The sequence below is a fragment of the Streptomyces sp. NRRL F-5122 genome (assembly GCF_001507435.1).
Taxonomy (GTDB): domain Bacteria; phylum Actinomycetota; class Actinomycetes; order Streptomycetales; family Streptomycetaceae; genus Streptomyces; species Streptomyces lannensis.
Genome location: NZ_LMWH01000243.1, coordinates 72,412 through 84,192, shown reverse-complemented (window position 1 = coordinate 84,192; position 11,781 = coordinate 72,412). Strand labels below are relative to the sequence as shown.

Here is an 11,781-nt window from a genome sequence, read left to right as displayed (position 1 = left end):
CGGACGCATGAGGTTGCTGTCGGCGGGGTTCGTCGCCGCGACCGTGCTGACGACCGTGCTGTGTGTCTGGCTGGGCCTGAAGCTGTCCGACCAGCACGCGTCGGAGCAGCGCCGTCAGGACATCCTGGCGGCGGCTCGCCAGTCGGCGCTGAGCTTCACCTCGCTCGACTACCGGCACTACGACCGGGACAGCGGCAATGTGCTGAGGGGCGCCACCGGCGAGTTCAAGAAGGAGTTCGCCGCACAGACCGCACAACTGACGAAGCTGGTCGCGCAGAACAAGTCGGTGTCCGAGGGGCAGGTCCTGGAAGCGGGCATCGTGCGGTCCGACGCGCGCACGGCCCGGGTCCTGGTCGTCGCCGACAGCAAGGTGACCAACACCGCCGCGCCCGAGGGCCAGGCGCGCACCTACCGGCTCCAGCTCGACCTCACGCGCGTGGCCGGCCGCTGGCTGACCTCCGACGTCGCGTTCGTGGGCTGACCCACCCCTGAGGCCATCGATGAGAAGAGACACCATGGCAAACCCGACCTCCCGCACCCGCGGCACCGGCTCACCGAGCCGCCGCACCATGACCGCGGCCGCCCGCGCGGCAGCCAAGCGCGCCGGGCGGCCCGCGCGCCCCGAGCACGGTGCCCGCGAGGAGGAGCGGACGCCCTCCGGGCGCACCCTGCTCGTCGAGCCCCCGGCGAACGGCTGGGAGGACCCGCCCGAGCCCGAGTCGCCCGAGTCGTTCGAGGGGGATCCGGAGGACGGTGCGCTCCCGCGCAGGACCGGACGGCGCGTGCTCACCGCGGTGCTGGGCGCCGTCCTCGTGGCGGCCCTGGCCGCGGCCGCCGTACTCGGGTGGCAGTACCGGCAGGAGGGGCAGGCGGAGCAGGCCCGCGACGAGGCCCTCGCGGCCGCGCGGAAGGCGTCGCCGGTCGTGCTGTCGTACGACTACCGGCACCTTGACCGGGACTTCTCCCGGGCCCGCGCCCTGCTGACCGGGCACTTCCGCGACCAGTACGGCAGGACCACCAAGGCGGTGGTCGCGCCGACCGCGACGAAGTACCACGGCGTGGTGAAGGCGACCGTGGCCACCCCCGCCGACGGCGGCGCCCCGGCTGCCTCCGTCGTGTCGGCCGCACCGGACCGGGCCGTCGTCCTGCTCTTCGTCAACCAGGTCACCCGGAGCACCCAGGTCCCGCAGCCCCGGCTGGACCTGAACCGGGTGCGCATGACGCTCACCCGCACCTCCGACGGCTGGAAGGTGAGCGGCGTCGACGCCCTCTGACCCCTCCGACTCCTCTGAACAGGCCTCCGCAAGCGCCATACGGTCTGCGGGGGCACCGCAGGCACCACCCTCTCCGCCGCACACCACCACCCTTCGTCCGACTCGCGAAAGTCGAGGTACCTGTGGCCCTCCTCTCCGCACTCCGTCGCCACCACCCCCCGCGGTCGCTGGGGCGCCTCACCGTCGGGCTTCTGGCGCTCGTCGCCGGAACCCTGCCGAGCGCGGTCGCCGACGCCGCCACCCCGCCCTCCGGATCGGTCAGCGACACCGCGCCCTCGACCACCTGGAGCGCCGGCCCCTTCGCCGTCCCCAACGTCTCCGGCACCGCCGGGGCGGTGAGCTGCGGGACCGCGCAACCCTGCGACGACTACGCCCTGAAGGTGTCGGTGCCCGCGGGCTACGACGCCGGTCACAGCCTGCGCATCGACGTCCGATGGCCGGATTCCGCCGCCGACTTCGACCTGTACGTCCTCGACGCGACCGGCAGAGAGGTGGCCGCCTCGGCCTCGTCCAGCGACCCCGAGACCGTGCTGCTCCCGGCGGTGTCGGCGTCGTACACCGTGCGCGTGGTGCCCTACGCGCCGCTGGGCGACAGCTTCACCGGCACCGCGAGCCTGATCACCCCACCGGCCGATCCGCCGCCGAGCACGGCCACACCGCCTGCGTACGCAAACTCCTCGGCACCCGACGGCATCACGGATGCGCACAACGCCGGTGAACCCTCGATCGGCGTCGACCGGGCGAGCGGCGCCGCGATGTTCCAGGCGAACACGTCGACGCTCAAGGTCACCTACGACGGCTCCGGCGCCGCCACCTGGCAGGACAAGAGCGCGAACGCGGCCGACGGCTGCCCCCAGGGCAGCACCACCAGCCTCGACCCGATCCTCTTCACCGACCCGGCCACCCACCGCACCTTCGAATCGCAGCTCGCCGGCAAGGCCTCGCTGACCTGCTACACCGACGACGACGGCGAGACGTGGACGCCGACGGGCGGCTCGGGCATCAACTCCGGCGTGGACCACCAGACCATCGGCGGCGGCCCCTTCGTCGCAGGCGGACCGGGCGCCCTCACCTCGTACCCGAACGCCGTCTACTACTGCTCCCAGGACATCGCCGACGCCTCCTGCGCGGTCAGCCGGGACGGCGGACTGACGTACGGGCCCGCCGTTGCTATGTACTCGCTGCTGGACTGCGGCGGCCTGCACGGGCATGTGAAGGTCGCCCCGGACGGCACGGTGTACGTGCCCAACAAGGGCTGCGGCGGCCACCAGGCCGTGGCCGTCTCCGAGGACGACGGACTGACCTGGACCGTCCGCCACAACCCGTCCAGCACCCCCGGTGACTCGGACCCGAGCGTGGGCGTCGGGGCCGGCGGGACCGTCTACCTGGGCTACCAGAACAGCGACGGCACGCCCCGCATCGCCGTCAGCAATGACAAGGGCAGGTCCTGGCTGTACGACCAGAACGTCGGCGCCACCCTCGGCATCAAGAACGCCGTCTTCCCGGCCGTGACCGCGGGCGACGACGACCGCGCCGCCTTCGCCTTCCTCGGCACCACCACGGGCGGCAACTACCAGGACCCGGCCTTCCAGGGCGTGTGGCACCTGTACGTGGCCACCACCTACGACGGCGGCCAGTCCTGGGTCACCGCCGACGCCACCCCCACCGACCCCGTCCAGAAGGGGTCGATCTGCACGGGCGGCACCACTTGCGGCAAAGACCGCAACCTCCTGGACTTCATCGACGTCACCACCGACGCCCAGGGCCACGTGCTCGCCGCCTACGCCGACGGCTGCACCGGCACCTGCGCGACAGGAGGCGCGCAGAACTACGACGCGCTGGCCTCCATAGCCCGCCAGACCTCCGGCAACACGCTGTACGGCGCGTACGACGCTGTGGTCCGCGGCAAGCACTAGAAGCCCGCAGGATGCCACTAGTGTCCTGAGTCTTAGAAAGGCTGCATTTCTAGGGTTCGGGGTTCGGTAGGCGGTTGAGGTAGCCGGCGAGGCGTTCGAATATCTGGTCGGGGGTCTTGGTCCAGGTGAACGGCTTGGGGTCTTCGTTCCAGTGGGTGATCCAGTCGCGGATGTCTTTCTTGAGTGCCTGGACGTTCTTGTGGACGCCGCGCCGGATCTGCTTGCGTGACAGGGGAGGCGAACGAAGTGTGTTCTGCCGCGCTCATGAGCTAATCTCCGGGGCCGCTGGGCCCTTGTCGCCCCCCAAGGATCTGCGGTGCTCACCTCTTCGCACACCGCAGCTGGTCTCGGCGGACTCCCTCACCCTCGTTCCCACAGGTTGGAGGGGAACCCTCATGGGAACGTCATGGGAACGGAAGGCCGAGTAAAGGCGGGGAAGGATCGGACAGGGACGGAAGGACTCGGCTCGCTGACCAGCAGGAACGGCGAATCCCGCGGAAGAACACCACAGAGAGGGCCGACAATAGTGTCTCTCCTAAAGCGGGTGTCGCAGGTTCGAATCCTGCCGGGGGCACAGCAGGCAGGGCCGGCTCACGAGGGGTTGCCTCCCGAGTCGGCCCCCTCAGTCCCAGGCCTCTCCCTGTCCTCGCGGAGCGCGGCCCCCAGTCGACCAGCGATCGCACGGTCAAAGTCTCCGTCATGTACTGACGGATCTACGCTGTGAGCTGCTGCGACTCAGCGGAGTTGCTCTGTTGCGTGACTGCTCAGGGGCGCGCTCCTTAGCCTTGGAGCGTGTCCCGAATAGTCACCTGGCGGTTACCGGGTCGGTGACTGTAAGGGTGACCGGTCCGCCGGGCATCAGCTGGCTGCCGCTGCCGGGCAGCCCGTAGCTCACGGTCTTGTAACCCTGGTCCTGGAGCCGGAAACCAATGGTGTAGGTGCCGGGCGCGGTGCCTTGCGGCAGCGTGAAGTACTCGTCCAAAGGACCTGAGAAGGTGGTGGGCACACCACCGAACTGAATCGAGTCGGCGTGCCCGGAGGCATCGACCAGGTACAGGTCGAGGCCGTTCACCCCGGCGGTGGAGGCAGACAGGTTGATCGTCAGCTTGATCCATGTCTGGGTGTCGTTGGCCGCGACCGTACGAGGGGTGACTGTGACACCATCCACCGTGGGCAACACGTCGTCAGGGATGTTGGTCAGTGTCGCATCGATGTCCGGGGCGCCCAGCGACGAGCCGTAGACGGCCTGGTTGCCGTGACCGTCGGTGATGATCAAACCGGTGAGCTGACAGCTGAACTGGCCCGGCAGCCCGCGTACCGGCACGGTGACTGTGCCGTCCGCCTGCACGGTCGGGACGGTGGATAGCTGCTGGCACTCGTTGGCGTTGTTTCCCCAGTTCGTCAGCTGTACGGAGCTGACCCCGCCCACGGCGCCGGAAGGCCGTAGCGAGAACTGTGCGGTGGGGACGGGCGAGTGCCAGCTGTCGATTTGGCTCGGGGTGAACGCGAAGCCGGTCGCCGACAGCACGCTGTCAGAGGTCACGTGCACTGCGGCTTCGGACAGCCCGGTGTAGGCGTGGGTGACCCCGGCGTTGCTGGTCAGGTCCGCCTCGGTGACCTTCCAGTCGCCCTCCGGCAAGCCTGCTGGCAGCGACACGGTCACGGTGCAGTCGAGCACCTGGCGTTGCATCCAGCCGATGTTGCCGCAGCCCTGGTAGCCCTCGCTCCAGTCCCAGCCGATGGCGAACGATCCGCGGGCCGTGCGACCGCCCGGACCGGTGACCACGACCGCTCCGCCGTACACGCCGGACTTGGCCTCTTGGCTGTCGAGCTGGTACCGCAGCGTGGCACCTTGCCCCGAGGATTCGTAGACGGTGGCCTGCATCCCCTGCGCGAGGGCGATCTGGTCGAGGCTCGGGTAGCCCTGGTCCGCGGTGGTCCGGGCGGTGAAAGTACGTGGGAAGGCAGATAGTTGGGGCGCGGTCCAGTCGATCGAGTCGCCGGCGCCATCACCACCCTGGATCTCCGAGACCGCCCAGGTCGTCTTCGTCCCGACTCCGTACTGCGGGACGGGGACAGTCCACGTATACGTGGTCGAGGCAGGGGTTGCGCCGGGCTCGATGGTGACGTCACCGAACGGTGAACCTTGGGAGTCGAAGCCCGCCGCGAGTTCGGTGCCGATGTAGGCGCCGGTCTTCGGATTCGTCCGGCGTATGTGGATGTCGCCCCCGAAGCCGGATGCGTTCGGATTGGACGAGGTCATCGTCCAGTTCAGCTCGATGGTGGCCGACCCGGTGGTGGCATCGACCGACTTGGCGCTGAACGACAGAGCCGAAACACTCATCGCCGACGCGGCGCCCGGCGCCGCCACGTGGTGCTGTGCCGCAGCGGTCCCCGGGGCTGCGCTCAGTATGCAGGCGACCCCGGCGGCGGCCATCGACGCCAGCAGGCGTCTGAGTCTGATCAATCTCTTCTCCTGTTCGGATGGTGATGTGTGAGGTCACTAGACACCAACTGCGCTGTCCCGACAACGCAGTTATCGGCACGCGACGGCAAGGATCGGCGGCTGGGTACCGACCCGGTCCCCACGTTGCCCGTGACCCTGATCGCTGAAGATCAGCGCAGGCCGAGCGACGGTACCGGGGTGAAAGGGGCGCGCCGTGCGTGAATGCGGGTCCATGGTGGCGCGCGTAAGACACTCCCGTCCCCGTACACCAGGTGAGAACGACGGCGTTGAGCGTTCCGCTGACATCCAACGCCGACGTCAACGACCAGAGACGGCGACGACGATCGGCAGTCACGCGTGGCATCGGGGCGCAGGGTGAATCTCGACCGCACGGGGAAGAGATCGAACTCCTAAAGCGGGTGTCGCAGGTTCGAGTCCTGCCGGGGGCACACGATGAAGGGCCAGTTCAGAGGCTTGATCCCCTCGAACTGGCCCTTCGCTGTGATCACGGCCGTGCCACTCCCCCGCCACAAAGGCCACTAAGAGTCCACATCACCCCGGGCTTCGCGGATCATCGAGCCGAGGCGATCGGCGATCTCTCGGTCGCGGCCGTTGACCATGCTGATAGATCAGGGCGGCACGGGGTGTGCTGTGGCCCATCCGGGTCATCAGCTCACGCAGGCTCGCACCTGATGCGGCGAGGGTGTTGCCGGTGTATCAATCGAGACTTCGCCACCGAGCCGACTGGCCGTGAGTACCTCGATCACCTCACCACACTGAGTCGTGCAAGTTGGTGCCGCATCAGCCAAGGTTCGCCCTGTTGTCGGCCGACGGTGCCGGCTCGCGCTGAGCGGCGGCCTATTCGGCGTCGAGCTGGTGGTCGGCCCAGACGTAGCTTTCGGGCAGCAAGTCGGTGATGAAGACGGTTCGGACGCGGTCGCCTTCGCCAACAATGACCTAGAGAGTGGGGAAGTAGTCGAAGAGGACCTGACGGCACCGGCCGCACGGCGGAACAACTCCCCGGTCGCGGTCGCCCACGGCGACGATGGTGTCCAGCTCGTAGGCGCCCTGGGCGGCTGCCGCGCCGATGAGAACCAGCTCGGCGCAGGGGCCTCCGGTGAAGTGGTAGGCGTTCACCGCAGTGACGATCCGCCAAGTCCACAGACTGTCCGACTCGCCGGAAGCTTACGGCCCATCATCACTCGCCCCATGGCAGCTCCCGCCCAAAGTCGCGACGCCGACCGCGTTGCGTGCTAACACGCCCCAGATGCCGGGCGCGGGCGGGTTCGAGGTGTACCCCAACCCGCGCTACTAGGCTGCCACCGGCCATCTGGCAGCCGCCAGGGCGTTGTGAAGGCTGGAACAAGAGCAGACAGCCGATGGGTTCGTCGACGGAAGCGATCAGAAGAGTCGAGCAGAAGCTCGGCATCAGCCTCCCCCGGGACTACAAGGACCTCGTTGCCGACGACCCGGAGACCACTGGCCGTTGGTCATCCACCGGCGATTACCTCATGCTCGACCCATTGGATGATCTGACGAGGCAGCCGAGCTGGCGAGCCGCCTTCCGGGCGCTGTGATCACCGGAGGCGACGGGAGCCGTGAGCTGCTCGTGTATGACGTCCGTAACCAGCCCCCACCTCCGCTCCTGGTGGACGGCTGGGTTGAGTCTTGGACAGACGGAATCCTGCAAGCTGAATCACTGACGGCACTCTTGGGGCAGTTTTACCAGCAGGGGTGGGGCTGGGACTGGGGAGAGCTCATGTGTGCCCCCCAGGCCCGTGCCACTCTCGTGCCAAGCGTCGGTTGGATGCGGCGGCACCCATCAATCTTGATTGAACTCCTGGCCGCCCTGGAAAACGGACCGGGATGCGATGAGTTTCAGCACGGTCCCGAGTCTTCAGGTACATCCACCTCCCGCGCGAATTTGGAGGCATCTTGAAGCTCTTGCTTACGTCAGGCGGCGTCACGAACCCAAGCATCCACTCGGCGCTCGTGCAGCTTCTCGGCAAGCCGATCGCCGAGTGCCACGCCCTCTGCGTCCCGACAGCACAGTGGGGTCACCCGATGTGCGGCCCAACATCGGTGCGGGGCCTCGTAGCCGCCGAGCCCACGTGGCAGCACCTGACCGGCCTGGGTTGGGCATCGCTCGGTGTGCTCGAGCTCACCGCACTGCCCACCATCGGCGCGGAACGATGGGTCCCCTGGATCCGGGAGGCCGACGTGCTGTTGGTCGACGGCGGCGACGCGACGTACCTCTGCCACTGGATGCGGGAGTCCGGGCTGGTCGATCTGCTGCCTTCGCTGCCCGACACGGTCTGGGCGGGAGTGAGCGCCGGAAGCATGGTGATGACGCCCCGGATCGGACCGTACTTCGTCGAATGGCCGTCCGCGTCGGACGACCGCACTCTGGGAGTCGTCGACTTCTCGATCTTCCCGCACCTGAACGCTTTCCCGACGAACACCCTGGCCGACGCAGAGCGATGGGCCGCCGACATCGGCGTCCCGGCCTACGCCATCGACGAACAGACGGCCATCAAAGTCGTCGACGACTCCATCGAGGTGGTCTCCGAAGGGCAATGGACGAAGTTCGGGTCATAGCCGCCCCGGATTCGTGACGTCGCGTCGTTCCCCGAAACCCATAACGCGCCGCGACCTCAACCACCGTGGCTCCCGCGGCCACACCATGACCGCGTGATACCGCCGCTCGACCACGCTCAGCTCCACTAACACCGACCTCGCCCCGCCTCCCCGACAGCAGTCGCAGACAGCAAAGCCGAGGACGGAAGCATCAAGCATCAAGCGACGTCAACGCGTTAAGCATCAATCGAAGTAGGACGCCAGGGGGGACGTGACCGGGATCGAACTTTCCCTAATTGGGCGCGGCTTCGTTCATCGTCATCCGGTGCTCAGAACTGCCGAGGAGAAAGACGGGTACCGCGAGGAGCGTGACCAGGACGACCGCCGTCACTGACAGGATTCGGACGGCGAGACTTCGTACACCAATGAGTACAGCGGCCGCCAAAGCCGCCGGCGCCAACGCGCTGAAGAGCACAGGGTGATGGCAGACTCGCGCCACCAGGAGCAATCCACCGGACCGACTGGACCACGAACCCACCATCTCGGCCACCGCAAGGGCCGTGCCCCGACAGGTCACTGACTATGAGCGTCGGCTGCGGCGTGAGGCTCATGCCCGGAACGCGGCGGCGAAGCGACCCTTACAGCAGCGAAGTACAGCAACCGTGGACGACCGTTGCCCATCCCAGGCGACTGGGTAATCGCTCCGTGGACCTCTGTGACCTCGGCGCTGACAGATCGCGGTTCGCAGGCGGAAGCGCCGCCCACTCCATTCAAGGCTGGGCGTCCACAGGTCAGGCCAGTGATCGCCCAACCTCGCTCCTGAAGCGGGTGTCGCAGGTTCGAATCCTTCCGGGGCACCAGCCAAAAGGCTACTGACCGATCGTGGTCCGGGGCTTTTGACGGCAGTCGCCTCTCGGGCGGAGGGCAGACGTCCCCTGAGCAGCCGGTCCATGTGGCTGATGCCTTCGCGCTGGGTGTCGTGCACGACGTGCGCGGTACACAGCCATCGTGATGCTGATCTGGCTGTGCCCAGGATATCCATGATGACCCGCGGCACGACGCCGGCGGCCGTCAGGCGTGGTCCCGATACGCAAGCGGGGCCGAAGACCGCGAGAAACGGTCTTCGGCCCCAAAAGACGGGGCAATAGCCCTTGCTCCGGCGGGCGGCGCGGTGCGCCGCCCGCCCTTGCGTCACCGGCCGGGCGGCTCAGCGGTGGTGGTGGGACCTGTCCCAGACGTGGCGCGGGGCCAGGAACCAGAGCCAGTGCCCAAAGCGGTCGCGGTTGTGGCTGCGGTAGTAGTACCTGCCGTGGTCCCAACGACCGTAGCGGCGCAAATCACGGTCGTGGCCGTATCGGTCGCCGCCATGCGAAGCGGCGCTGTGCGAGAAACGGCCGCGGTTGTCAAAGCCCTGGCCGTGTCCGTCGGCGAGGGCCGGCATGGCAGCCGCCCCGATGAGGGCCGCCGACGCCACACAGGTGGCCATCAGACGGACCGTGGTACGAGCAACAGACATGAAGCTTCCCCTTCACATGAGTGCACACCCACCCTGGTGGGAGTCAGCGTGCTATCCGGGTCTCGGCGCGGTGCCGAGGACCGCAACTGTGACGCGCTCTCGCCGCGGGACCGCAACGAACCAAGCCGTGTTACAGAACAGTGACATTTCCACAACTATCCGCCGCGGTTGTTATCAATGAGGACGAAATACCATATGTTGAATGACATCTACCCATGAACAGGCCCCTGACCAGCACACTTTCCGCCGACGATCCGTCATGCCTTCGTGCCGCACCTGCACTTCGGGTCACTCGAACGGCGCAATAGCTTCTGCAACAAACCGGGTGCCGCCATTCGGGGGATCGAGCATGCCCTACCTACCCCCGCAGAGGCGCGATCACGAGCAGGTGGCGGTGGGCCAAACCGACTGCGGTCCAGGTGGGATGCACAGCTGCCACGCCGACTGCAGGGGACCGGGCCGAACCCGTAACGCCTCTATGAGCAGCGCACATGACAGACCTCACCACCGGTCGTCACTTCGCTCCCTCGAGCGGCCGCACGGGGCATGAAGTCAGAACACGCCGTGGCTGCGGCGGCCCGGGCCACGACTTCAGCCGGCCGCTTTGGCGCGAGCCTCGAAGATCGTGACTCCACATCGGGCACTCACGAGCGGATGTTCCGGTTCTGAGCGATTCGCAACACATGGTCTTCTCGGACATGGCGGCGAACCAGGCGTCAACTACACGGGTCCTTCACCGGGGGCACGACGCCCATGCAATGATCACGCATGGCGGCCGTCGAGTCGCACACTTGTCGCATGGGGGGGACTTGCTGTGGGGGTCATCGGCTGGGCTCTGTTGGTGCTCTTTTGGCTCGTGACCTTGGCTCCCGGCACTGCCGCAATCTGCGCCGGATGGGTGCCCCCATGGTTCAGGAAGACGGTTTCATCGCCGCGTCTCGGGGGCTGCGCGGATATTTGCATGGGCATCGGGGGCACACTCACCGTGGGTCCCGTGCATCACCACCTGGGATCGAAGCCGATGACGGCATTCGCCACGATCGTGGGATTCTGCTTCGTCTTCGGTGCCCTAGGTCTCTACCGACGGTCCTATCGACACGAGCCGTCGAAATCAGCGGAATACCAACACACAGCAACCTCAGCCGCTGTTGTACTGCAGCGCGATACAGCAGCCATCTCGCCCACAACCGACCCCGAACGGCCGCAGATACCCAACTGACACGCTTGGCGGACTACAGCGGCCGTCGCCCCCATGGTTCGCGACCGGTCCGGGTGGTGAAGACGTACTCCGACTCCCGCCGGATCCCTACTCCTTGGCACGAGTAGTTGCCTGCCGTATCCGGTGTCGGCGCAGGGACGGGCGCGATACAGAGACCGGGAAGCGGAACGGCGCGACGGCGGCGGCTCCTGGGGGCGTCGTTGCGGACGCCGCGGCGGCGTTGGAGCGGCTAGGGCAACTCGCGGTACACCAATGCCTTGGCGAACGGCTCCCCGCTGGAGCGGGCGTGCGCCATGCGTTCACGGACCTCCCTGAGAGTCCGAGGTCGGTATCCGGGGCCACCGCAACAGCTCTTGTGGAAACGGACACCCGCGTTCAACAGCACAGCGAGCACCCGCCAGCCGGCGGTGTCCCGACGACGCGGCACGGCGAAGGGGGAGCCGACATGGATAAGCGGTTCGGCACAACGCGGGCACACCCGTTCGTGGTCGCCGACGTACGGTTGCTTGTACGAGGCCCGGCACGGCAGGCAGACGTACGAGGTCTTTGCATGCGCCATGCGTTCAGACTACGGACGGGGCCGGCCAGGCTCCACAGGATTCCGTGCAGGGACGGGCGTGCCACATCCGTACCGGCCGCGAGCGTGCCGAGCGGGGAAGTCCGGGGAACGACGCCATGCCCTTGCGTGCCACGGCAGTTGATACTCCACCGACCCTGTGGCCCTGTCCGGGAGGAACTCATGGCAGAACCGATCCACCCGTAATCAGGCCGGACGACCTCAGCGATCTTTGTGCCCGTAGTTCGCATCGAGGGGGGTCACCGTGCCCGCTGTT

General features: G+C 67.4%; 8 protein-coding genes and 3 pseudogenes. 5 read left to right on the top strand and 6 right to left on the bottom strand.

Features of this window, described 5'->3' with window-relative positions:
- The first annotated feature begins 7 nt into the window (after positions 1-7).
- The 3 genes from ADL25_RS27945 to ADL25_RS27935 all read left to right on the top strand — a co-directional run bounded on the left by ADL25_RS27945 (position 8) and on the right by ADL25_RS27935 (position 3,190).
- Positions 8-481 (top strand): hypothetical protein, encoded by a 474-nt coding sequence (locus ADL25_RS27945; protein ID WP_107116724.1) that lies wholly within the window; start codon positions 8-10, stop codon positions 479-481.
- Positions 482-515: 34 nt separating this feature from the next.
- Positions 516-1,274, top strand: a complete 759-nt coding sequence (locus tag ADL25_RS27940; RefSeq protein ID WP_059130606.1) for a hypothetical protein — start codon at positions 516-518, stop codon at positions 1,272-1,274.
- Positions 1,275-1,396: 122 nt separating this feature from the next.
- Positions 1,397-3,190 carry a sialidase family protein gene (locus tag ADL25_RS27935; RefSeq protein ID WP_059130605.1) on the top strand — a complete coding sequence of 598 codons (1,794 nt, stop codon included), beginning with the start codon at positions 1,397-1,399 and terminating at the stop codon, positions 3,188-3,190.
- A gap of 805 nt (positions 3,191-3,995) precedes the next feature.
- Here ADL25_RS27935 and ADL25_RS27930 read toward each other — a convergent pair.
- From ADL25_RS27930 to ADL25_RS27925, 3 genes and pseudogenes are all read right to left on the bottom strand, one after another.
- Positions 3,996-5,657 (bottom strand): hypothetical protein, encoded by a 1,662-nt coding sequence (locus ADL25_RS27930; RefSeq protein WP_059130604.1) that lies wholly within the window; start codon positions 5,655-5,657, stop codon positions 3,996-3,998.
- A 518-nt stretch (positions 5,658-6,175) separates the two neighbouring features.
- A pseudogene (locus ADL25_RS52265) lies at positions 6,176-6,353 on the bottom strand (integrase); the annotation flags it as partial.
- A 141-nt stretch (positions 6,354-6,494) separates the two neighbouring features.
- Positions 6,495-6,788: pseudogene (locus ADL25_RS27925) on the bottom strand (cytidine deaminase family protein); the annotation flags it as partial.
- A 227-nt stretch (positions 6,789-7,015) separates the two neighbouring features.
- On the opposite strand from ADL25_RS27925, the gene ADL25_RS27920 reads away from it, so the two are divergent.
- Both ADL25_RS27920 and ADL25_RS27915 read left to right on the top strand, forming a co-directional pair.
- Positions 7,016-7,213: an SMI1/KNR4 family protein gene (locus ADL25_RS27920; protein ID WP_059130603.1), complete on the top strand. Its 198-nt coding sequence runs from the start codon at positions 7,016-7,018 to the stop codon at positions 7,211-7,213.
- Positions 7,214-7,571: 358 nt separating this feature from the next.
- Positions 7,572-8,234 carry a Type 1 glutamine amidotransferase-like domain-containing protein gene (locus ADL25_RS27915; protein WP_059130602.1) on the top strand — a complete coding sequence of 221 codons (663 nt, stop codon included), beginning with the start codon at positions 7,572-7,574 and terminating at the stop codon, positions 8,232-8,234.
- Between the two features lie 901 nt (positions 8,235-9,135).
- On the opposite strand, the pseudogene ADL25_RS52260 reads toward ADL25_RS27915, so the two are convergent.
- The 3 genes and pseudogenes from ADL25_RS52260 to ADL25_RS46555 form a co-directional block, all read right to left on the bottom strand.
- Positions 9,136-9,288 (bottom strand): annotated as a pseudogene (locus ADL25_RS52260) (site-specific integrase); the annotation flags it as partial.
- A 132-nt stretch (positions 9,289-9,420) separates the two neighbouring features.
- Positions 9,421-9,729 carry a hypothetical protein gene (locus ADL25_RS27905; RefSeq protein ID WP_147317966.1) on the bottom strand — a complete coding sequence of 103 codons (309 nt, stop codon included), beginning with the start codon at positions 9,727-9,729 and terminating at the stop codon, positions 9,421-9,423.
- Positions 9,730-11,177: 1,448 nt separating this feature from the next.
- Positions 11,178-11,507: a deoxyxylulose-5-phosphate synthase gene (locus ADL25_RS46555; RefSeq protein WP_079050614.1), complete on the bottom strand. Its 330-nt coding sequence runs from the start codon at positions 11,505-11,507 to the stop codon at positions 11,178-11,180.
- Positions 11,508-11,781: the final 274 nt, after the last annotated feature.

What these genes read in the sequence shown, in the direction of transcription:
- ADL25_RS27945 (WP_107116724.1), top strand. Translation starts at nt 8, where the DNA reads ATGAGGTTGCTGTCGGCGGGGTTCGTCGCCGCGACCGTGCTGACGACC.
- ADL25_RS27940 (WP_059130606.1), top strand. Translation starts at nt 516, where the DNA reads ATGGCAAACCCGACCTCCCGCACCCGCGGCACCGGCTCACCGAGCCGC.
- ADL25_RS27920 (WP_059130603.1), top strand. Translation starts at nt 7,016, where the DNA reads ATGGGTTCGTCGACGGAAGCGATCAGAAGAGTCGAGCAGAAGCTCGGC.
- ADL25_RS27905 (WP_147317966.1), bottom strand. Translation starts at nt 9,729, where the DNA reads ATGTCTGTTGCTCGTACCACGGTCCGTCTGATGGCCACCTGTGTGGCG.
- ADL25_RS46555 (WP_079050614.1), bottom strand. Translation starts at nt 11,507, where the DNA reads ATGGCGCATGCAAAGACCTCGTACGTCTGCCTGCCGTGCCGGGCCTCG.